The organism is Serratia sp. LS-1 (assembly GCF_003719595.1).
In the GTDB taxonomy this organism is placed as follows: Bacteria; Pseudomonadota; Gammaproteobacteria; order Enterobacterales; family Enterobacteriaceae; genus Serratia; species Serratia ureilytica.
This window is the reverse complement of record NZ_CP033504.1, coordinates 509,027-531,045: the sequence shown is the minus strand read 5'-3', so window position 1 is coordinate 531,045 and position 22,019 is coordinate 509,027. Positions and strand designations below refer to the sequence as shown.

20 protein-coding genes and 2 pseudogenes are annotated in these 22,019 nt (G+C 59.9%); 11 read left to right on the top strand and 11 right to left on the bottom strand.

All coding sequences use genetic code 11. The annotated features are described in order from the left end of the window. Nucleotides 1–128 precede the first annotated feature (128 nt). Both EDY99_RS02570 and EDY99_RS02565 read left to right on the top strand, forming a co-directional pair. Nucleotides 129–725: a TetR/AcrR family transcriptional regulator gene (locus EDY99_RS02570; RefSeq protein ID WP_033642155.1), complete on the top strand. Its 597-nt coding sequence runs from the start codon at nt 129–131 to the stop codon at nt 723–725. Between the two features lie 6 nt (nt 726–731). Then, nucleotides 732–1,922 carry a multidrug effflux MFS transporter gene (locus EDY99_RS02565; RefSeq protein ID WP_089194379.1) on the top strand — a complete coding sequence of 397 codons (1,191 nt, stop codon included), beginning with the start codon at nt 732–734 and terminating at the stop codon, nt 1,920–1,922. Between the two features lie 57 nt (nt 1,923–1,979). Here EDY99_RS02565 and cspE read toward each other — a convergent pair whose 3' ends face one another. Then, nucleotides 1,980–2,189, bottom strand: a complete 210-nt coding sequence (cspE, locus tag EDY99_RS02560; RefSeq protein WP_004940030.1) for a transcription antiterminator/RNA stability regulator CspE — start codon at nt 2,187–2,189, stop codon at nt 1,980–1,982. 345 nt (nt 2,190–2,534) lie between these two features. Between cspE and EDY99_RS02555 the strand changes: the two genes are divergently transcribed. The 6 genes from EDY99_RS02555 (at nt 2,535) to EDY99_RS02530 (ending at nt 8,451) form a co-directional block, all read left to right on the top strand. After that, a complete protein-coding gene (locus EDY99_RS02555; RefSeq protein WP_033651144.1) occupies nt 2,535–3,698 on the top strand; it encodes a M20 peptidase aminoacylase family protein in 1,164 nt (387 codons plus the stop codon). Nucleotides 3,699–3,886: 188 nt separating this feature from the next. Then, complete coding sequence (locus EDY99_RS02550) at nt 3,887–5,212, top strand: LLM class flavin-dependent oxidoreductase (RefSeq protein WP_042783837.1); 1,326 nt, start codon at nt 3,887–3,889, stop codon at nt 5,210–5,212. Nucleotides 5,213–5,238: 26 nt separating this feature from the next. Then, a complete protein-coding gene (locus EDY99_RS02545; protein WP_123061441.1) occupies nt 5,239–6,159 on the top strand; it encodes an ABC transporter substrate-binding protein in 921 nt (306 codons plus the stop codon). A gap of 9 nt (nt 6,160–6,168) precedes the next feature. Next, nucleotides 6,169–6,696: a GNAT family N-acetyltransferase gene (locus EDY99_RS02540; RefSeq protein WP_033642150.1), complete on the top strand. Its 528-nt coding sequence runs from the start codon at nt 6,169–6,171 to the stop codon at nt 6,694–6,696. Nucleotides 6,697–6,726: 30 nt separating this feature from the next. Then, entirely contained in the window at nt 6,727–7,614 is an 888-nt protein-coding gene (locus EDY99_RS02535; RefSeq protein ID WP_004940038.1) for an amino acid ABC transporter permease, read from the top strand. A 9-nt stretch (nt 7,615–7,623) separates the two neighbouring features. Continuing rightward, nucleotides 7,624–8,451 (top strand): amino acid ABC transporter ATP-binding protein, encoded by an 828-nt coding sequence (locus EDY99_RS02530; protein ID WP_015376924.1) that lies wholly within the window; start codon nt 7,624–7,626, stop codon nt 8,449–8,451. A 36-nt stretch (nt 8,452–8,487) separates the two neighbouring features. On the opposite strand, the gene EDY99_RS02525 is transcribed toward EDY99_RS02530, so the two are convergent. Then, nucleotides 8,488–8,997, bottom strand: coding sequence for a VOC family protein (locus EDY99_RS02525; protein WP_015376923.1), 510 nt, complete (start codon nt 8,995–8,997; stop codon nt 8,488–8,490). 167 nt (nt 8,998–9,164) lie between these two features. Here EDY99_RS02525 and EDY99_RS02520 point away from each other — a divergent pair, with 167 nt between their 5' ends. Together EDY99_RS02520 and EDY99_RS24745 are read left to right on the top strand one after the other, a co-directional pair. Then, entirely contained in the window at nt 9,165–9,644 is a 480-nt protein-coding gene (locus tag EDY99_RS02520; protein ID WP_004940042.1) for a cold-shock protein, read from the top strand. 81 nt (nt 9,645–9,725) lie between these two features. Beyond that, on the top strand, nt 9,726–9,887 hold the full coding sequence (locus EDY99_RS24745; RefSeq protein ID WP_015376921.1) for a YnfU family zinc-binding protein: 162 nt from the start codon (nt 9,726–9,728) through the stop codon (nt 9,885–9,887). A 6-nt stretch (nt 9,888–9,893) separates the two neighbouring features. On the opposite strand, the gene EDY99_RS02515 is transcribed toward EDY99_RS24745, so the two are convergent. The 7 genes and pseudogenes from EDY99_RS02515 to EDY99_RS02490 all read right to left on the bottom strand — a co-directional run bounded on the left by EDY99_RS02515 (nt 9,894) and on the right by EDY99_RS02490 (nt 17,224). Further along, a complete protein-coding gene (locus EDY99_RS02515; RefSeq protein WP_169539422.1) occupies nt 9,894–11,354 on the bottom strand; it encodes a GGDEF domain-containing protein in 1,461 nt (486 codons plus the stop codon). Nucleotides 11,355–11,945: 591 nt separating this feature from the next. Then, nucleotides 11,946–12,497 carry a flavodoxin family protein gene (locus EDY99_RS02510; RefSeq protein WP_123061440.1) on the bottom strand — a complete coding sequence of 184 codons (552 nt, stop codon included), beginning with the start codon at nt 12,495–12,497 and terminating at the stop codon, nt 11,946–11,948. A 326-nt stretch (nt 12,498–12,823) separates the two neighbouring features. Beyond that, on the bottom strand, nt 12,824–14,356 hold the full coding sequence (locus tag EDY99_RS02505) for a glycosyltransferase family 39 protein (RefSeq protein ID WP_069100253.1): 1,533 nt from the start codon (nt 14,354–14,356) through the stop codon (nt 12,824–12,826). A gap of 125 nt (nt 14,357–14,481) precedes the next feature. Next, a complete protein-coding gene (locus tag EDY99_RS24460) occupies nt 14,482–14,625 on the bottom strand; it encodes a hypothetical protein (RefSeq protein WP_162837200.1) in 144 nt (47 codons plus the stop codon). Between the two features lie 192 nt (nt 14,626–14,817). Beyond that, nucleotides 14,818–15,672 (bottom strand): annotated as a pseudogene (gene puuE, locus EDY99_RS02500) (allantoinase PuuE); the annotation flags it as partial. Further along, a pseudogene (locus EDY99_RS02495) lies at nt 15,641–16,508 on the bottom strand (aspartate/glutamate racemase family protein); the annotation flags it as partial. The pseudogenes puuE and EDY99_RS02495, both read right to left, overlap by 32 nt. Beyond that, entirely contained in the window at nt 16,508–17,224 is a 717-nt protein-coding gene (locus EDY99_RS02490; RefSeq protein ID WP_033651130.1) for a GntR family transcriptional regulator, read from the bottom strand. The gene EDY99_RS02490 and the pseudogene EDY99_RS02495, both read right to left, overlap by 1 nt. A 133-nt stretch (nt 17,225–17,357) precedes the next feature. On the opposite strand from EDY99_RS02490, the gene EDY99_RS02485 reads away from it, so the two are divergent. Next, nucleotides 17,358–18,854, top strand: a complete 1,497-nt coding sequence (locus EDY99_RS02485) for an NCS1 family nucleobase:cation symporter-1 (RefSeq protein WP_033642144.1) — start codon at nt 17,358–17,360, stop codon at nt 18,852–18,854. Nucleotides 18,855–19,031: 177 nt separating this feature from the next. Here EDY99_RS02485 and EDY99_RS02480 read toward each other — a convergent pair whose 3' ends face one another. Both EDY99_RS02480 and rfaQ read right to left on the bottom strand, forming a co-directional pair. After that, on the bottom strand, nt 19,032–20,279 hold the full coding sequence (locus tag EDY99_RS02480; protein ID WP_123061439.1) for an O-antigen ligase: 1,248 nt from the start codon (nt 20,277–20,279) through the stop codon (nt 19,032–19,034). Between the two features lie 51 nt (nt 20,280–20,330). Beyond that, nucleotides 20,331–21,491: a putative lipopolysaccharide heptosyltransferase III gene (gene rfaQ / locus EDY99_RS02475; protein WP_123061438.1), complete on the bottom strand. Its 1,161-nt coding sequence runs from the start codon at nt 21,489–21,491 to the stop codon at nt 20,331–20,333. Nucleotides 21,492–22,019 lie beyond the last annotated feature (528 nt).

Below are 22,019 nucleotides of genomic sequence, written 5' to 3'. Positions count from 1 at the left end.
GCCTAAACACCTTTTCCCCGCAACGCGCGTTCATCTTGCGTCCTCCCCATCCGTTACACTACAATTGAGAATGAACGTTCACACCCAAAATTGTGAACCCGGCTCACGCGCAGCAAAGGATCGGGCAGATGCTCTCCCCCAACGACAGTAAACAGGCCAAAGTGCAGGCGCGCCGCGATCAGATCGTCGAAGCGGCGAAAACCAGCTTCCGCCGCCACGGCTTCCATGCCGCCAGCATGGCGGAGATTGCCCAGGGCTCGCAGCTCAGCGTCGGGCAAATCTATCGCTATTTCGCCAATAAAGACGCGATTATCGAAGAGATCGTCAATCGCATCATCACCAGCAAGATGCAGCGCCTGGAAAACCTTGGCGATCACATCAACCTGATCGCCGGCACGCTGGCGGCGCGCACGCTGTTTCAGCAACCGGGCGAGAGCGAAACCGATCACATGCTGATGCTGGAAGTGACCGCCGAGGCCACGCGCAACCCGGTGGTGGCCAAACTGCTCAGCGATGCGGAGGCGCGGCTGTTTCGCCACGTGTGCCACAACCTGCAGCGGCTGTATCCCGATTTCAGCGCGGAAGAGATCGCCGCGCGGGTGGAGTTTATCGCCGTCATGAGCGAAGGCACCGGTTACCGTATCCTTACCACGCAAAAAGCCGATGCGTCCCTGCTGCGCGATCTGTATCAGCAGGCCATTTCTCACCTGTTCAGGAAATCTTAATCTCCCATGACCAAACACTTAGCCAGACAACGTCTGGTGTACGCCGTCGTGCTTGGCCTGTTGGCCGCGCTGGGGCCGCTGTGCACCGATCTCTATCTGCCCGCCCTGCCGGAAATGGCGGGCGAGCTGAATACCTCCACCGCCGCCGCGCAGCTCAGCCTGACCGCCGGGCTGCTCGGCCTGGGCGTCGGCCAGCTGATTTTTGGCCCTTACAGCGACAAACTGGGCCGTATGCGCCCGCTGCTGCTGTCGCTGATCCTGCTGCTCGGCGCTTCGCTGTGGTGCGCGCTGGCGCCCACCATTGACCAACTGCTGATCGCCCGCCTGCTCCAGGGCATCGCCGGCGCCGGCGGGGCGGTGATTTCCCGCGCCATTGCTCGCGATCTGTACGCCGGCCACGAGCTGACCCGTTTCTTCGCCCTGCTGATGCTGGTTAACGGCCTGGCGCCGATCGTCGCGCCGGTGCTGGGCGGCGTCATGCTGCAGGTGATGAACTGGCGCGGCATCTTCGGCGTGCTGGCGGCCATCGCCGTGCTGCTGTTCAGCCTGTCGGCGCTGAAGCTGCGCGAATCCCTGCCGGTCGAGCGCCGCAGCCAGGGCGGCATTCTGGCGATGCTGATGTCGCTCGGCGGGTTGCTGACCCAGCGCTATTTCATGGGCCTGTGCCTGACGCAGGGCTTCGTAATGGCCGGCATGTTCGCCTATATCGGCGCTTCGCCTTTCGTCTTGCAGCAGATCTACGGCCTCAGCCCGCAGATGTTCAGCCTGTGCTTCGCCATTAACGGCGTCGGGCTGATCATTGCGGCGCAGCTGGCCAGCCGTCTCAGTTCACGTTGGGGGGAACGCCGGGTATTGAGGGGCGGGTTAACGCTGGCGGCCGTCGCATCGCTGTTGCTGCTGTTGGCCGCCGCGCTGCATGCGCCGCTGGTCGTGTTGCTGGTGCCGCTGTTCTTCTCGGTGGCGGTGATCGGCATCGTCGGCCCGACCGCCTCGTCGCTGGCGATGCAAAGCCAGGGGGACAAAGCCGGCAGCGCGTCGGCCTTGATCGGCGTGTGCATGTTCGCGCTCGGCGCCTGCGCCGTGCCGCTCACCGGGCTGGGCGGCACCTCGGCTCTGTCGATGGCGCTGACCATCGTCGGCTGCTACGCCATCGCCATCCTGCTGTTCAGCCTGTTGGCCCGCCGCAGCGACGCATAACGCGCCCAATAAAAAACCCGCTCAATGAGCGGGTTTTAAGAAATTCAGCTACGCAGCTTAGATAGCAGTAACGTTAGCGGCAGATGGGCCTTTGGCACCGTTCGTGATTTCAAATTCTACACGCTGGCCTTCAGCAAGCGTTTTGAAACCGTTGCTAACGATGGCAGAGAAGTGAACGAAAACGTCCTTGCTACCATCTTCCGGAGTAATGAAACCGAAGCCCTTGGATTCATTAAACCACTTAACGCTACCTTTAATCTTAGACATCAAACTTACCTTTAACGTGAATGAAAGACACAAAACCTGTGTCGATTACAGTACAGCAAGCAGGCAGGATTTTGTCCACCACCGCGATCACAGAAATCCGATAAAGAGTGAAAAAATCCGTGTTGTCCGGTGTAAATGAATGACACCGGTTGCAGTAAGTTACCGTTCCAGGTCAATCCTCTCCCTGCGCCGGCGAACAACGCGCGAACGCCTAAACCTGCCCCTTCCCCCCATCGTTGACGCGCCGTGCAGACACAATCGCTATGAAATATAACCAGATGGTCTTTTTGCTTCGGCGGCCCCTGCACTAGGGTTAGGGTTTATTTCCCACTGTGAGCCAAGCCTATGACCAGCCAGTTGGCAGACAAGATCATCGCCTATCGGCGTGAACTGCACCAAAACCCGGAGCTTTCCAATCATGAATTCGCCACCACCGCCCGCCTGACCCGCTGGCTGCAAGAGGCGGGCATTCGCCTTCTGCCGTTGGCGCTGAAAACCGGCGTCGTGGCGGAGATCGGCAGCGGCCAGGGGCCGATCATCGCGCTGCGCGGCGACATCGACGCCCTGCCGATCGACGAAATCGCCGACGTGCCCTTCAGTTCGCAAAACAGCGGCGTGATGCACGCCTGCGGGCACGACTTTCACACCTCGGTGATGCTCGGCGCCGCACACCTGCTCAAAGCGCGTGAAGCCGAACTGGCGGGTACGGTGCGCATCTTCTTCCAGCCGGCGGAAGAGACCTTCAACGGCGCCCGACACCTGATCGACGCCGGCGCGCTGGATAACGTCGCGGCGATATTTGGCCTGCACAATGCGCCGGAGCTGCCCACCGGCACCTTCGCCACCCGCGCCGGGCCGTTCTACGCCAACGTCGATCGCTTCCAGATCCGCATTACCGGCAAAGGCGCCCACGCCGCCAAACCGGAACAGGGTGTCGATACCATCGTCACCGCCAGCCAGATCGTCGGCGCGCTGCAAACGCTGCCCAGCCGCAGCTTCAGCTCGCTGGAGTCGCTGGTGGTGAGCGTGACGCGCATCGAAGGCGGCAATACCTGGAACGTGCTGCCGCAAACCGTCGAGCTGGAAGGCACGGTGCGCACCCACAGCGATGCGGTGCGCCGCCAGGTGCCGGATAAAATTCGCCAGGTGATCGACGGCGTTGCCGCCGCGCTCGGCGCGCAGGCCGAACTCCACTGGCAGCCGGGGCCGCCGGCGGTGATCAACGACGCCCATTGGGCGGCGTTCAGCAAAACCGTCGCCGCCGAGGCCGGCTACCGGGTCGAAGAGGCGGAGCTGCAGATGGGCGGCGAGGATTTCGCGCTGTATCTGCATCACGTGCCGGGCGCGTTCGTCAGCATCGGCTCCGCCAGCGAATTCGGCCTGCACCATCCGCGTTTCAATCCCGATGAGCGCGCCCTCTTTCCTGCCGCCCACTATTTTTCGCTGCTGGCGGAGCGCACGCTGCAGCAATTAACCCCCGCAGCGAAAAAAGCCCTCAGCAACGCCTGAATAACGTGAAATAGTATTTCCCCGACGCCGCTGATGCCGCGCCGGGGATTATTATTTTCGCTCGCCGTGATATTTGCAGTTTTCAACATTTGAATATGCTGTTTTGTTGTTTTACATCCCGCCAGCGCTCATCAATAGTGGACGCATCAGACACCGCGCGCCTTTCGGCGCATGACAGGATAATCACGATGAGCGACAACGCGAATAATCAACGGCAATTACGGCTGGGCGCCATTCTGCACGGCGCATCGGGAAATATGTCCGCCTGGCGCCACCCGGACGCCACCGCCGACGCCAGCATCAACCTCGAATTTAATATCGCCTCGGCGAAAAAAGCCGAACAAGGGAAATTCGATTTCGTCTTCGTCGCCGATGGCTTATATATCAACGAAAAGTCCATTCCGCATTTTCTTAACCGTTTCGAGCCGTTGACCTTATTGGCCGCGCTGTCCGCCGCCACCGACAAAATTGGCCTGGTGGGCACGCTCTCCACATCCTACAGCGATCCGTTCACCGTCGCCCGCCAGTTCGCCAGCCTCGATCACCTGAGCAACGGCCGCGCGGGCTGGAACGTGGTGACGTCGCCGCTGGAAGGTTCGGCCAAAAACTTCTCGCGCGCCGAACACCCGGAGCACAGCCTGCGTTACCGCATCGCCGGCGAGTTTCTCGACGTCGCCAAAGGACTGTGGGACTCCTGGGAGGACGATGCCTTCGTGCGCAATAAGGCCAGCGGCGAATTTTTCCGCGCCGGGAAACTGCACACCCTCAATCATCAGGGGGAGTTCTTCTCGGTGCAGGGGCCGTTGAACATCGGCCGCACGCCGCAGGGCCGCCCGATCCTGTTCCAGGCCGGCGCCTCCGAAGACGGCAAACGGCTGGCGGCCAAGCACGCCGATGCGATCTTCACCCATCACGACACGCTGGAGCAGGCGCAGGATTTCTACCAGGACGTGAAGCGGCAGCTGGTGGAACAGGGGCGCGAACCGGACGACCTGCGCATCTTCCAGGGCGTGAGCGTGATCGTCGGCGACGACGATGCGGACGTCGAGCGCCAGTACCAGGAGACCGCCCGTCTGGTCAGCATCGAGAACGCCCTCAACTACCTGGGCCGCTACTTCGAACATTACGACTTTTCCCGCCATCCGTTGGACGCGCCCTTCCCGGACATCGGCGATCTGGGGCAAAACAGCTTCCGCAGCACCACCGACGCCATCAAGCGCAACGCCCGCGAGCGTAACCTCACGCTGCGCCAGGTGGCGCTGGAGGCCGCCTCGCCGCGCCCGGTGTTCAGCGGCACGCCGGAAGCGGTGGCGGACGGCCTGCAACGCTGGTTCGACGGCGAAGCCGCCGACGGCTTCATCATCAGCGGCGGTACGCCCAACGCCTTCGGGCACTTCGTCGATCGGGTGGTGCCCGTCCTGCAACGGCGCGGCCTGTTCCGCCAGGCGTACCACGGCGATACGCTGCGCGAGCACCTGGGCCTGAAGCGTCCGTTGAACAGATTCACCCAATAATAAGATCGTTTTCAGGGATACCCGCTATGCAGAAAACCGTTACCGCCGCTCTCGTGGCGGCCTTGCTGAGCCTGACCGGCGCCGCGCAGGCGGGCACCGGCATCGATTTGCAGGCCAATGAAACCCCTATCCATGCGCCGAAAAACCCGCAGGCGATCGCCAAGCTGCCGGCCGATTTCCGCTTCGTGAAGCCGGGCCGGTTCACCGTCGCGATCGCCGCGCTCAACACGCCGCCGCTGGCGCTGTTCGCCGCCGACAACCGGCGGCTTATCGGCAGCGAAGTGGATATCGCGCAGTTGGTAGCCGACAGCCTGGGCCTGGAACTGAACGTGGTGCAAACCTCGTGGGAAGACTGGCCGCTGGGGGTGGTTTCCGGCAAGTATGACGCGGCCATCACCAACGTCACCGTCACCAAAGAGCGCAAAACCCGCTTCGACTTCGCCACCTATCGCATCGACTCGCTCGGCTTTTATGTCAAAACCGGCGGCAAGATCGCGACGATCAAACAGCCTGCCGATATCGCCGGATTAAAGATCATCGTCGGCTCTGGCACCAACCAGGAAGCCATCTTGCTGGCATGGGACAAGCAGAATCGGCAGCAGGGGCTCAAACCCTTCCAGCCGATCTACGTGACCGACGATGCGGCCGCCACGCTGGCGATCCAATCCGGCCGGGCCGACGCCTATTTCGGGCCCAACGTGCTGGGCGCCTATAAAGCGGGGCTGAATGGCCGTACCCGGCTGGCGGGCACGGTGGAAGGCGGTTGGCCCAAGGCGGCGCACATCGCCGTCACCACCCGTAAAGGCAACGGGCTGGTGCAGGCGGTGAATGAAGCGCTGAACGGCGCGATCCGCGGCGGACAGTACGATCAGGTGCTCAACCGCTGGGGCGAGAGCGTCGAACGCCTTGCGCAGTCGGAAATCAACCCGCCCGGTCTGGGCGATTAGGAGCGCGCGATGACGCAAGACACTTTCATTCAGACGCTGCCGACCGATCCGCTGGTCGCCCCGGTGATCGAGGGGCTGTTCGGCGAATATCGTCAGCGCTACGGCGACTATTTTGGTGACCAGGAACCGGAACCGCTGGACCTGTACGCGCCGCCGCAGGGCGCCTTCATCGTGCTGCTGCGCGCCGGTACGCCGATCGCCATGGGTGCCTTCAAGCGCTATGACGGGCAAACCGCCGAGCTGAAGCGTATCTGGACGCGGGGCGATCTGCGCCGCCAGGGCCTGGCGCAACGGGTGTTGCAGCAGTTGGAAACGCTGGCGCTGGCGCAGGGTTATCGCCGGCTCTATCTGACCACCGGCTTTCGCCAGCCCGAAGCGGTGGGCCTGTACCTGAGCAACGGTTATCAGCCGCAGTTCGATCCCACCGTCGACAGCGAGGTTTACAGCCGCCCGCCCTACGATGGCCGCCTGCCGTTCCGCAAAAGCCTGATTGCAGAAGACGCCTGTTGTTGCGCGTCGGAAAGGAAAATCGCCTAAGGCCCCTTTATCTGTATCAGGAGACATGACATGTCCAAACAAGAAGTCTTGAAAGTGGTGCCCGCCCGCTATCCGCTGCGGCTGATCGGCGCGCTGTTTTCGCTGTTTATTCTGGCCGCCATCGTGCAATCGGTGGCGGGCAACGCGCGCTGGGAATGGGGCGTGTTCGCCGAGTGGTTCTTCGCCCCGGCGGTGCTGGCGGGGCTGGGACAGACCCTGCTGCTGACGCTGCTCGGCACGCTGTTCAGCATTCTGTTCGGCACCCTGCTGGCCCTGGCGCGGCTGTCGCGTTCTTACCTGCTGGCGTCGCTGGCCTGGGGGTATATCTGGCTGTTTCGCTCGCTGCCGCTGATCCTGGTGCTGATCATCCTGTATAACTTTTCCTATCTGTACGATGCCATCTCGCTGGGCATTCCCTTTACCTCGGTGGTGTTCGCCAGCTACCCGACCATCGATATCCTCGGCCAGTTCGCCGTGGCGGTGCTGGGTCTGACGCTGGTGCAGTCCGCCTATACCGCCGAGATCATCCGCGGCGGCATCCTGGGCGTGGATTACGGCCAGCACGAAGCGGCGGCGGCGCTGGGCCTGCCGGGCTATCGCCGCACCTTCCGCATCATTCTGCCGCAGGCGCTGCGATCCATTATTCCGACCGGATTCAACGAGATCATCAGTCTGGCGAAAGGCACCTCAATCGTTTATGTGCTGGCGCTGCCGGAGCTGTTTTACACCATCCAGGTGATCTATAACCGCACCCAGCAGGTGATACCGCTGCTGATGGTGGCCACCGTCTGGTATCTGTTCATCACCACCGCCCTGTCGGTGATCCAATACTACATCGAACGCTATTTCGCCCGGGGTGCGGTGCGCGAACTGCCGCCGACGCCCTGGCAGAAACTGGCCGGCTGGCTAAAACGTTAGGAGACCCGCATGTCTGAAGCCATTGATTATTACGCCTTGCCCGAACAGCCGGCACGCAACCTCACTCCGGTGCCGGCGCGCGGCCTGATCGAAATCAGCAACGTCAGCAAGTTCTTCGGCAAACACAAGGCGTTGGACGACGTCAGCCTGACGCTGCAGCCGGGCACCGTGACCGTGATCCTCGGGCCTTCCGGCTCCGGAAAATCGACGCTGCTGCGGGCGATCAACCATCTGGAGCGCGTCGACGAGGGCTTTATCCGCATCGACGGCGACTACGTCGGCTATCGCCGCAAGGGCAACCGGCTGTACGAGCTGAAGGAAAAGGCCATCCTCCGGCAGCGCATCAACGTCGGCTACGTGTTCCAAAACTTCAACCTGTTCCCGCATCTGACAGTGCTGGAAAACATCATCGAAGCGCCGGTGGTGCACAAGATCCACTCCCGCGAACGGGCGAAAGCGGTGGCCTATGAGCTGCTGGATACGGTCGGGCTGCGCCACAAGGCGGACGCCTACCCGCGCCACCTCTCCGGCGGCCAACAGCAGCGCATCGCCATCGCGCGCGCGCTGGCGCTGAACCCAAAGGTGATCCTGTTCGATGAGCCGACCTCCGCGCTCGATCCCGAGCTGGTCGGCGAAGTGCTGGACGTGATTAAAGGATTGGCGGATCTGGGCGTCACGCTGGTAGTGGTGACGCATGAAATTGGCTTTGCGCGCGAAGCGGCGGATCGGGTGGTGTTTATGGTCGACGGGCAGATCGTCGAGCAGGGCGATGCCAGACAGGTGCTGGCTCAGCCGCAGCACCCGCGCACCGTCAACTTCCTCAACAAAGTGCTGTGAGCGTCGGGGCGCCGATGCGCCCCGCGCAGGAGCAAGTTAGAGGCCGGCGAAACGCCGCTTTTCGGCGGCGAAATCCAGCGGGCGGATCCCCTGCTGGTTTTTGTCCTCTTCGGTCAGCAACGCCGGGGGAATAAACCAGGTCACCTCAAACAGCAGCCCGTCCGGGTCGTGACCATAAATGCTTTTGTGCACGCCGTGATCCTCTTCCAACCCGAGAATGCCGCGTTCGGCCAGCTGATGGCGAATGCGCTCCAGCTCTTCCAGGCTGTCCACTTCCCAGGCCAGATGATACAGCCCGGCCGGCGGCTCATGCTCCGCCGGCGGCTCGCCGTTGGCGCGAAACACCCCGGCGCGCTGCTGGCCCAGGTTCTTGCTGAACAACGCCAAATCGTGATCGTTGTCCGAGTCGGCGGCCTGGGTAAATACCGCCCGATCGGGGCTGTCGGACGGCTTCAGCTTGAAGCCCAATACCTGATGATAAAAGTCGGCGCTCTGCCGCACGTCGCTGACGTACAGCACGGCGTGATTGAGACGTTTGATGCCCATCGCTATTCCTTTTTGCGCATTGAATAAAGTCAGCATGAACATAGCATGTCGCTGGGAAGCCGCTAAATGCCGTTATCGCATGACTAAATGCCGCCCGCGCAATCTGTCGCTGCAAGGCATTCCGCGCTATCATAAGCGCTGTATTGAACCTTTTTGTGAGAATAGCGATGAACGGCAAGATAACGACTTTTTTTGAAGACAAAGGCTTCGGCTTTATTACCGACGAGAACGGAGAAAATCGTTATTTTCACGTGATTAAAGTGCAAAACCCGGAGCTGATTAAGAAAAACGCGGCGGTGACCTTCGAACCGACCAACAACACCAAAGGCCCGTCGGCTTATGCGGTCAAAGTGTTGGCGCCCAGCAAATACATCATCATCGCCAACGAAAGAATCAAGATCACCAGCATCAAGTCTTTCAATACCTTCACCAAGGAAGTGCCGGTCAAAGCCGACGTGGATAAAGAGAACACCGTGCTGTCAGTCGGCCTGCTGATGAACCGCATTCGCCCGCAGTCCGAAGACCAGGCGCAGGCCATGCAAACGCTGCGCATGCTGACCATCACCACCTTCCAGAACACCACCCATACCTTCTCCGAGCACGAGATCGACATGGATGAGACCATCAAGGCGCTGAAAAGCCTGTAAGCCTCTGCGTACAGAAAATAACCAACGAAATGTGTCGTCGCCTGTGTTAGCGTGAGTTTTCACCTGACACAGGCTATTGATATGTCCGATTCCAGCAGCGTCAAAGGTTTTATCAACCGCTCCACCCAAATCGTCTGCCCTAAATGCGGCTATGTTACCCGGCAAAAATGCGCGGCAATGCTGCAAGACGTGATATTGATTTGCCCTAATTGCGAAACCCGCTTCGAACCCAGGCAAGGCTGAAAACGGTTAGCGGAACAGGATATGCTCGACGCTGTTGCCGTTCACCACGTTGAACGACTCCACCCGATTACGCCCCTGCGATTTGGCGCGATACAGCGCGATATCCGCCATGTTCATCAACTGCTCCAGCGATTTCACCTCGTTCATCGCCAAACTGGCGACGCCGACGCTGATGGTGATTTTCAACGTCTGCTTGCCTTCCGCCTGCAGCTCCGTCTGCTCCACCAGCCGGCGCAGATGCTCCCCCAGCGCCACGCCCTGCGCCGCCAACGCGCGCGGCAGCATGATGGCGAACTCTTCCCCGCCCAAGCGGCCGAATAGCTGATCGTGCCGCAGCTCGCGCCGCACGATGTGCGCGAACGACGCCAGCACCTGATCGCCGGCGCTGTGGCCGTGCGTATCGTTGATCTGCTTGAAATGATCGATATCGATCAGCAGTAACGACACCGCTTCTTTGGAACGGTGCTTGTGCTCCAACAGCTCGCCCGCTTTGCGCGTCATCGCGCTGCGCGCCAGCACGCCGGTCAGGAAATCGTGGTTGGCGCTGTGCTCCAGACGCCGCATAAGCTTACGGTTGGCCGCGATGGAACTGGCGAGGATCAGCGGCCCCATCACCAGCATGGCGATACCCAATCGGGCGGACATCAGCGTGTCGAGGAAGGCATTATGGTTGTTCGGCGTTTCATACAGCACCAGGTTGGCGGAGATGCTGCTGATCTCGGACATACCGGTCAACAGCGTCAGCAACGTCACCGGGAACAGCTGGTAGCGCACCGCGCACCACAGCAGCGCCGGGATCGGGAAGGCGATCGCGCCCGGCCCGCCGATATAGACGCTGAACGCCAGCGACAGCAGCAGCGCCAGCAGCGGCAGGCAGCCTTTCAAGCGCCAACGCACCTGCATGCGTAACAGCTGTTTCAACCGCGGCGCCGCCATCAGCACCGGCAACAGCAGCAGGGTCGTCGAAAACTGTTCGCTGAACCAGGCCAGCCAGGCGACCACCACCGTGTTGTTGTACAGGCTATCGTTGCGCAGCACGGACAGCGTCGACGCCACCGCCGCACCGGCCAGGCTGGCGCTGAACATATAGAGTATCGCCTGGGGTTTACCCATGCGCCGTTGAGATTGCGGCAGCATCAGCATGATGCCGTAACCGACGACGATCAGCGACATGTTGCAGGCGTTAAGCCACAGCGCCAAAGACCAGCCCTCGCCGGTGCTGAGATCGGCGGCAACCATGCCCAGGTAGGTCGTGAGCCAGCCGAGTGGCGTGGCGTAAGCGGGTTTGCGCAGCAGCAGGCCGAGCAAAATCGCATTCACCGGCCAAAATAAAGAAAGCGAGCCAATCGGCCGGCTAAGAATGCCCACCAGGGAAAGTAAAAAGGCCAGCATGAAAAGATTGATGAGCTGAACCGTAAGCGGCAGGCCATGCCTGGCATTTATTCTGGCGTTCATCGCCTCGCCCATATTTTGCTAATAACCAGAATAATAATGTGCATACTCTCTCGCCCGGCCAGTGAGGGATAATCAACCCGGATTTCAACCAAAAAAGCCAGACAAATCAATAATAAAAAACATTAACAATTAATTAACAGACTTTTCTTAACCTAATGTGGCGGCGGCGGACTCCCCCGCATACCGTCGGAAAATAATGCTCAGCTCTGCTGACAGCATAGCGCAAAGCGTAATAGGCCGCCGACCGACGTTAATTACATTAATAAGATTGTGGTTATTGCTCGTTGAATGATATTTGAATAACTACGCGATTATTTTCCTGCAACTGGGCCGCCCGTGCAATAACAACCCAAAAAAAGCCCGCCTAAAGCGGGCTTGCTTGAACAACAGCAAATCGACAGTTACGACACAGCCATTCATTGCATGCCTGTGCTGCCATGCAGTGTAGCGGCGAAAGCTTAAGCAGACCTTAGCAACAAAAAACCCGGCCTAGGAACCGGGAATATTTGTACGAAATGCAGCGTTAGCCCAAGCAGGCTAATAACATTTCGCAGCTTACACGCCAAATGTGCAGAGAAAATGAACGCTGCACGCGGCAAGGCCTTACGCCAGTTTGGCGGCAAAGCCCGCCACGCGCTGGCCATAAAGCTTGGCGGTCGCCAGATCGCCCGACAGCATCTCATCCACGCCGGCATCCGCCGGGGTCTGCACCAGCAGCCCCACCGAACCGCCCAGGTTATTGACGTCGGTGCGCTGCGCCGATTTGGTGTTGGCCGGCAGCAGCCCCAGGCTGACCCACAGGCCGCCATGTTGCGAAGCCAGCGTTTGCAGCGCAATCAGCGTAACCTGCTTGTCGCCGTTCAGGCTGGCGCTGTTGGTAAAGCCGCCGAACACTTTGTCCTGCCACTTGCGGCCGAACCAGGCTTTGGAGCTGGCGTCGGCGAATTTCTTGAACTGCCAGGACGGGCCGCCCATATAGGTCGGTGAGCCAAAGATGATGGCGTCCGCCTCATCCAGCTTCTGCCACGCTTCATCGCTGATATCGCCTTCCTGATCGATAGCGATCAGTTCGGCCCCAGCGCCTTCCGCCACCACTTTCGCCAAACGCTCGGTATGGCCGTAGCCGGAATGAAACACCACTACTGTCTTCGCCATAGAAATTCTCCACTCATTGCACAGAGGCGCCGACGACGCCCATCTCGCGTTCAATCTAATCAAGCGCGCAACGGCTGAATACTGAATAAAACTGACGGTGTCATTCAAAAAAATCGCGCTACACGCCGCCGGGTATGCGCAGATAAAAAAAATCCCGCACAAGGCGGGATAAACTTAACAGGGATGGGGTAATACACTACAGGGAATGGATAACACACAACATCATCGGGTAGAGCTACAGTACCAATCCCAATGTATAGAACTGTCATCCCCGCGTAAGTTTGCTCGGCCAGATGTAACGCCGAATGGGAAATATGACATTCCGCTCAAGGCACCACGAATAGCCTCGACTCGAAACCGCCGCTTTTGAAGGTGCCGGTGTTGACCCACCCCGGCGGCGAACGACCGAAGTCCTGATTGAAATCCCCGCCGCTGACCAGCCAGACCCGGCGATGGCCTTTCGCTAACGCGCTGAGGTTATCGACGTAGGTCTGCGCCGCCCGATCGTGGAAAAAGGTGCCGAAACCATAGGCATTGGGCTTGCCCGAAATGCCGTTGGGCCTGGCGGGGGTATACAGCAAGGCGCGATAGCCCTTCTTGTTGTAATACACATAGCTCAGGTAGTTGAACATGTTGCTGACCACCACCGCATCGTTGGGCTGATAGTTACTGTTGATGTAGTGCACCATCACCTTGAACTCATCTTTCTCGACCGGATAGTCGTTGCGCACGCCGCAGCCGAACAGCAGGCTGAAGAACAGCAGCAAAGAGATCCCGCGCACCCGGCTTTTCGTACCGGCGATCAGCACGCCCAATACCAGCGGAATGCCGAGCGCGGCGGAATAAAGGTAGCGATCGACAAACAGCGGCGAACGCCAGGAAATGGCGAATACCAACGTCACCGGGATCAGCATGCCGCCGAGCAGCAGCAGCGCATATTTTCTCGGCATCTGGCGCCGCCACAGCAGCAGTGAACATAAGGCGACAAACATCGCCGGCAGCAGCCAGAGAATGATCGTGGGATAGTTGCTGCCATCATGCCCGGTGAGAAAACGCCAATACATCGCCGGCAGATCGCCCCAGGCAACCTGAGGGATCCAACCGACGTCGCCGCCGACCCGCAGTTCGGCAATATGCGCCAGCAGATTGAGCAGCACCAGCAGCCAGGGAATATAGGCCACGCCAATCGCCGCATTGGCCCCCCACCACGCCGGCAGCCTGATGTAACACTCGCCTTCGCGGCGGCACGACAGCGCCAACACCACCAGCCAGTGCGCGATCAGCGTGAAAATCGTGAAGTAGTGAGTATAAAAGCTCAGCGTCATCAACAGCGCATACAGCGCCAGATAGCGGCGGTTATCCGGCGTTTTCAGCCACTTCGCCAGCGCCATGGCGGCGGCGATCGCCAGCAGCCCCATCAGCGCGTACATGCGCGCCTCCTGGCTGTAACGCACCGCCATCGGCATGATCGCCATCAGCCATCCCGCGGTCAGCGCCGCCCGCTCGTTGGCCAACCAACGGGTAAAACGCATCGCCAGCGCCACCGTCATCACGCCGAACACCAGGCTCAGCGCGCGGGCCGCCATAATGCCGTCGCCAAACAGCACCATCCAGCCATGCAGCAGCAGGTAATAAAGCGGCGGGTGAACATCGAAGGAAGCATGGTACAGCAAAGCGCCCACATCATAGCGGCTGGTCAGCACGCTGGAGGCCTCGTCGCACCAAAAATACCGATCCGTTAAGGAAATAAACCGCACGATCGCCGAAAACGCCACGATCGCCAACGCGTAATGTTTGTAACCGATGCCTTTTAAGCCGTTATTGCTCAAAGAAACATTCGATACCTGTTGCAGTGACATAACCGCATTCCGCCCAAGAGAACCACACAGTGTGGAGACGCAGCGTCATCATTGCCGACGGCGGGTAAATGGCGGGTAAATCAGTGCGAAAAAATCGGCGCAATCACCGCGGCGGCGCACGGCCCTCAGCGGATTTCAACGGTGATGTCCGGGTAGGCCTTCTCCCCGTCGCTGAGGTAATGCCCCAACGCCCGGTAAGCCATGACGTACAGCACGGCGGCGCCGCACAGGCACAGCAAGGTCACGAGAAAGAATCTGGATTTGCGCACGATAGGCTCCATGGGGAAATTTTCACCTATTGTAACGCGGCAAAATAAACGAAGGTTCAATTGGCGGCGGGTCGTTTGCCCTACGGCCGCTCTGTCGATCCATCAAAGCATTGGAGCGAGCTGAGCGGCAGCGTTATTGGCCATACGAAAACATGCTGCGCAGCGGGCCGACACAGCGCAGCCTGGCATGCGTCATGTTCCCGGGTACGGATGGGTCTCGCGCCAATGGTCCGCTATCTGCTGCCGCGTACAGACCCACACCCGTTCGTGTTGCTGGATATAATCGAGAAAACGCTGCAGCGCGCGAAAACGCCCCGGCCTGCCCAGCAGACGACAGTGCATCCCCACCGACATCATCTTCGGCGCCTCCTCGCCCTCAGCGTACAGCACGTCGAAGCTGTCTTTCAGATAGGTGTAAAATTGCTCGGCGGTATTAAACCCCTGAGCGGTGGCAAAACGCATGTCGTTGGCGTCCAGCGTGTAAGGAACGATCAGGTGCGGCCGACGGCTGCCGTCGCCGCACGCCACTTCGCTCCAGAACGGCAAATCATCGCCGTAATAATCGCTGTCATAATCAAAACTGCCCTGCTCCACGACCAGTTGCCGAGTGTTGGGGCTGTCGCGCCCGGTATACCAACCGGTAGGCGCTTTGCCGAACAGGTCGGCCAGCACTTGCACCGCTTTTTGCATATGCTCGCGCTCCTCAGCGATATCCATATGTTGATAATGGATCCAGCGCCAACCATGGCTGACCACATCGTATTTCGCCGCTTTGATCGCCGCGACAATCTCCGGCTGGCGCGCCAGCGCCATCGCCACGCCGAAGACCGTCAACGGCAGGCCACGCCGGCTGAACTCGCGGTGGATCCGCCAAAAGCCCGCCCGGCTACCGTATTCGTACAGCGAATCCATCGACATATGGCGCGCCGGATAGCTGGCGGCGCCGATAATATCGGAGAGAAACTGTTCCGATCCCGCATCGCCATGCAGCACATGATTCTCCGCGCCCTCCTCGTAATTGAGCACAAACTGCACGGCAATCCGCGCGTTGCCCGGCCAGCGCGCATGCGGCGGATCTCCGGCGTAGCCTCGCAGGTCACGGGGGTAATTCTCATCGACAATGACCATTCTTCATCCCTTTAAAATAGATTTAACGACTGAAATTGACCGCTTAACGCTTTGGTTTCGGGATAGGCCAAGTCCCCTTGTTTGCTGGTCGATAACCCCAACGCCACCAGCGACTCCACCATTTTTACCGCCGCGCTGACGCCATCAATCACCGGCGCCCGCAGCTCGCGGGTCAGTTCCTGCGCCAGCGTCGCCATTCCGCCGCAGCCGAGCACAATCGCCCCGCAGCCATCCTCTTTCAGAGCACGGATGCAGCGCTCGCGCACTTTCTCCTGCGCCAGCCCGCTGCCGTCCTCCAGCGCCAGCACCGGCAAGTCAATGGCGTGCAGCGCCGCGCAATGCTGATGAAAACCGTACTGATGCAGCAGGTGGCGGGCGATAATCAGCGTGCGCGGTAACGTGGTGACGATCGAAAAACGGGTCGCCACCATCGACGCCATATGCATCGCCGCTTCCGCAATGCCGATCACCGGCCCCTGCGCCAGCTCGCGCGCGGCCAGCAATCCCGGATCGCCGAAACAGGCGATCACATGACCGTCAACGCCCTGCCGTCGCCCCGCCCTCACCTGTTCCAGCACGCCGATCGCCGCGATGGCTTCGTCAAAGTGCCCTTCAATGGACGGCACCCCGTCGCGCGGACACACCGCCAGGATCTCGGTGCCCGGCGCGGCGGCGGTGCGCGCGGCAGCGGCGATGGTGTCGGTCATCGCCTGACTGGTGTTGGGGTTGATAACCTGTATGCAAACAGAAGACATCACGGCTCCTTGTAACCGGCGAACAGCCGGGAAAAATCGGGCAGGCTGACGCCATCGCGCTCAAAGCGCAGGCTGGCGACAATATGATCAAAATGGCGCATCAGGGCGTCGCTCAGAGGCTGCAGCGCTTTATCCCGCAACAAACCGACCAACTGCTGATGATCGTCGCAACGGCACCCCTGCCGCCACGGCGCGCCCCAGGTGGCGATGACCAGGGAAGAACGCTGGCAAAGACGCGTCACCATGTCGGTGATAACCGAATTGCCCGAGATCGCCTGCAGCTGAATATGAAAATCGGCGGAATAGCGAATCGCCGCCGGGCCGTCGTAAGCCTCATGCACCTGCTGTTCCAGCTGAATAATGCGCTCCAGTGCCGCCAGATGGGGCGCCCGACAGCGGGCGATAATATCGGGAAGGTTGGCGACCTCCAGCAGCGCGCGCGTGCGGAAGATAGCCTGCGCCTCTTCCACCGTCGGGCTGGCGACATATGCACCACGTTTGGGCTTCAGGCTAACCATTTGCACAGCGGCGAGTCGTTGCAGCACCTTACGGATGCCGGTGCGGCTCACGGCAAACACGTCGGACAACGCCTCCTCCGGCAATTTGCTGCCCGGTGGCAGCTGATGCTCGACAATCGCCGTCATCAACGCCTGATAAATGGTTTCATCTTTGTCCTGCAGCGCTGGCGCGGCCTGGAGACAATGTTCAGTATTCATTCACCCACTCCGGTTTCACCTATCGATAGCAAAATCGTATACATAACGCTCGGTTTCTGTATGCAAAATCAGCCATTGTGGCCTGGATCCTGCAATAGCCTCAGCAATCCACATAACAAGAGGAGCAGGTTTCATGCCACATTCAACACACATGCATCAGGTTTCGGCCAAAGACGCGACCGCCGGCTACAGCCCGCGACTATGTAATGAAGATCTCGCGCCGACGCGCGACCAAAACTGGAGCTGGTACAACATTTTTTCATTCTGGATGTCGGACGTGCACAGCATGGGGGGCTATGTGGTCGCGGCGAGCTTTTTCACGCTCGGGTTGGCCAGTTGGCAGGTGCTGCTCTGCCTGCTGATCGGCATTTGCATCGTACAGCTGTGCGCCAACCTGGTGGCGAAGCCAAGCCAAATGGCCGGCGTGCCCTATGCAGTCATCTGCCGCCAGGCGTTTGGCGTCTTTGGCGCCAATATCCCGGCGGTGATCCGCGGGCTTATCGCTTTCGCCTGGTATGGGATCCAGACCTACCTTGCGGCCAACGCCCTGATGCTGGTGCTGCTCAAGTTCTGGCCGTCGCTGTCCACGCTCACCGGAAGCGGCTTCCTCGGCCTGTCGCTCCTGGGCTGGCTATGCTTCGCCACCATGTGGCTGCTGCAGGCGATGGTCTTTTGGCACGGCATGAACGCCATTAAGCGCTTCATCGATATCGCCGGGCCGGCAGTCTATGTGGTGATGCTGGCGCTGGCGGGCTGGATTGTATACAAGACCGGTTTTGACGGGATTTCCTTTACCCTGGCCAGCAAATCGCTGACCGCCGGGGAGCAGACCTGGCAAATGATCACCGCCACCGCGCTGGTGGTCTCCTACTTCTCCGGGCCGCTGCTCAACTTCGGCGATTTCTCCCGCTACGGCAAAAACATGGGCGAGATCCGCCGCGGCAACCGCTGGGGCCTGCCGTTCAACTTCCTGCTGTTCTCCATCGTCACCGTAGTGATTGTTTCCGGCACACAATCGCTGTTTGGCCACATGATCACCGACCCGATTGAAACCGTCAGCCGCATTGGAAACGATCTGGCGGTCGCCATTGGCCTGCTGACGATGATCACCGCCACCATTGGCATCAATATCGTGGCCAACTTCGTCTCGCCGGCCTTTGACTTTTCGAACTGTTCGCCGCAGAAAATCAGCTTCCGCACCGGCGGGATGATTGCCGCCGTTGGGTCGATTCTGCTGACGCCGTGGAATTTGTTTAATTCGCCGGAGCTTATCCACTACACCCTCGACGTGCTGGGCGCCTTTATTGGCCCATTGTTCGGCATCCTGATCGCCGATTTTTATCTGATCAAACGCGGCCAGGTATCCGTGGACGATCTGTTTGATGACACCCCGAAAGGCAAATACTGGTACCGCAACGGTTTTAACCCGAAAGCCATTGCCGCGCTGCTGCCGTCGGTGGCCATTGGCCTGATCATCAGCTTTATTCCGGCCCTGCACCAAGTGGCCAACTTCAGCTGGTTTATCGGCGTCTTCCTCGGCGCGACCGCCTACCGCTGGCTGGCCCGCGATGAGCGCACCGCCGTGGCCGGTCCGGCGTTCCGGGCGAAGGTGATGGCGCAAAAAGAGTAATTCCGCCCACAGCAAACTGCGTCGGAAGGGAAAAAAGCCATCCGCAACCGTGCCGCCTCGGCGTTAACGCCGGGGCGGCCGTTGTGAGCGAACCAGTCGGCCGCTGGCTTTTCACCGATGCGCGGAGGAGCGCTGAGCGCCGCGTTCAAGCGCGTATTTTCGAAGCACTTCAACCCCCTATCGCATCTGGGGTTGAGGCAAGTCTGCATGAAGAGACGGCGGAGTGGTGAGGGAAAGCCCGGCCAGCAAGGCGGCGATAATGACAAACAGGTGCCCTTCGGACGAGTCCAGCAGGAATGAATTGAACAGATGGCAGGCCATGTAGCTGCTGAGCACCGCAACGAACAGATTTCGGCGCGCCGGCGGCAAGCGCCAAGCGACGCGGTAGCAACTCCACATCCAGGTGAGGAACACCATCAATCCCAGCAAACCGCTCTGCACCGTTTCCAACAGGTATTCATTGTGCGGGTTATGCACGCCATAGCCGGTGGATGGATTGCCGTACCAAAAGCTGCCGGCGCCGTTGCCCAGCAGCGGGGATTGCTTTATCAGTCGCAGGGCTCCGCGGGCGAAGGCGGTGCGTTGCCCCATGGAGTTGTCGCAGGCCGCATAAGCCGTTTGGGCCGGGGCGAAAACGCACCCCTGAATTTGCTGGACGCCCAGCGTCAGGCGCTCCATGGCGCGATTGGGGGTCATGACCAGCATCACGACAGCCAGTATGCCGCAGGCGAGCACGGCCACTTGCTGCTTGCGCCGGAGGGTAAGCAATAACCAGATACCCATGCCAACGGCCAATGCCACATACCCGGTACGCCCCTGCACCATCAGCAGAACATTAACCGTCGCCAACAACACCAGTCCCGCATACCCCCAGCGCCGTTTTCCGCTACAGGCAAAAGCACGCGACAACCAGACCAGCGCCGCCAGCGCCATAAACACGTTTTGGGTGATTTGCAGCTTAAACACCGTAGGGTTGTCGGGGTTCAGGCCGCCCAATGTGACATGGCCAAGCCCGCTCATGAAGCTGATGGCCAATATCGCGGCATTGGCCCACAAAAAGCCGCGGACAAATTGCGTCATCAGCCGCGAGTCGGCCAGAAAGAACAGCGCCAGCGGCAGGACATACAGCAATTTTTGGTATTTGCCGACCATTTTGGGGCCGTAGGCGTGAGCATGCGTCAGCAATGACAACGCCAGCAGCGCAAATATCAGGGCCGGCAACCAGACCAGGGGATGACAAACCAGTGCAGCCCACGGCCGGATATCGCGCAGCCAGAGCAGACAGACGACAACCAGCCCCAGTGAGATATTCATCAGGGGATTGGAGGTCGGGAGGGAGGCTCCCAGCAAAAAGGCGGTAAATGCAAACAACCGTTGCTGAAGGGGCGTTTGTATCGACGAGGAAACTGCTGAGTTGAATAGCATCGTGACGTACTCATTGATAAGAGAAAAAACACGGTGGAAGGCCGCGCAGGATTAACGCTGCGCAGACCCGACGAGGGATGCCAGTTGCCTGTTAACCGCCTGTATCACATCGCCGGCCGGGATGGCCGCGAGGTAACGCTCGCGGGTGTTGGTGTCAACGGCTTCCGGGGCGGGCAGCGGACGATAGTCTCCGGCCCACAGCAACGTGTGGGACGCCTGCCACGGGGACCATCGCGCGAGGTCGCTGGGTCCGAACAGCACCACCGAGGGCGTATTCAGCGCGGCGGCCATGTGCATCGGCACCGAATCGACCCCGATAAACAGCCGCGCCCGGTCAATCAGCACCGCGAGCTCCGGCAGCTCCAGACGCCCGGCCAGATTAATCACCCGCCGCGGTAACAGGCAGCGGGCCATAATGGCGCTTATCATCGCGGATTCATCTTGCGTGCGTCCGCCGGTGAGCACCACCGTTCTGCCCTGGGCGGTCAGGTGGTTAATCACGGCGCTGAATCCGTCCACCGTCCAGGTCTTGAAAGCCCAGCGTGCGGTCGGCTGTATCAGCACAAAATCGGTCAGGTGATGGCGTCGACTGAGCCGGTCAACGTCATCCACATCAGATTGCCGCCAGGCTTGCGTCACCTGCGTGATTGTCGTGGGCAAGGCCAGTGGCGCCAGAATGCTGAGATTATTCAGCACGGTGTGCTGCGCCGGGCCGGCAACGTCGACCAGTAGCGAATGGCAGGCCCGCCAGAGTCGATTGTCGCGTTTGGGGTAGCGAAACCCCAGACTGAAGGTCGGTTTGAGAAAACGGCAGTACAACGCTGCCCGCCACTGATCGGAGAGGTTGATCACCAGATCGTAATGGCCGGTCCGCAGGCTGTTCCATAACGCATATTCGCCGCGGTATTGCGCTTTCAGCCCTTGGCGCTTGAGCTCTCGAGCCACGGTAAAGGCCAGATAAACATCCTGATTGCCGGCCAGCATCGCCTCGGTGCCGTCATAGACCAGCACATCGATCAACGCATTGGGGTAGTTGACGCGCAATGTGCTGAGCACCGGCGTCATCAGCAGGACGTCGCCAAAGTGGCGCAGCTTGATGACGAGAATGCGTTGCACGCTATCCCGGTGCAAAAGCGCATTGGGCACCCGGCGATCGGGGAGTGTGGCCAGCGGGGATGCGGGGCGTTTGCCGGTGGTGCGATGGGCATTCATGGTTCGTCGCCTCAGAAAAATACAAAAGGCCGCTGCAGGGCCGAAAGAGTCCGTGAGGATAAAAATAGCGCTGCGCCACGGTTCGAAAACCCGAGAAGGCTGCAGGGAGAAAACGCCGTTCTCTCTGCCGTGCTCCCTGAACCGTCAATCTCGTTATCGCGGGAAAGCGGGCGATTAGCAGACGTTCTCGTCATGGCTGAGTACGGGGGTTTTATCCTGATAAATTGTCGAGCGCTACGTGGTATTCACCGGATGAATAAAGAGTTACCGCCGAATAATATCCTGCCCGATCTTAACGGCGACCGTGTAGCAAAGATAATTGGTTGTGCAGATCAATAAGATCTTACCGATCGTTGAAAACGATCAATCCTTTACAAATTGCAGGGTTACCGAGAAAACTCCTAACCTATTGAGGTTATTAATGTCTTTTATTGCTGCACCGTGCGGCGCGTGCTGAACTCACTCCCCGACCGGAGAGCCCGGTGCGGGAAGTGAACCATCGTTAGCGAATAAACGTGGGAGGGAGAA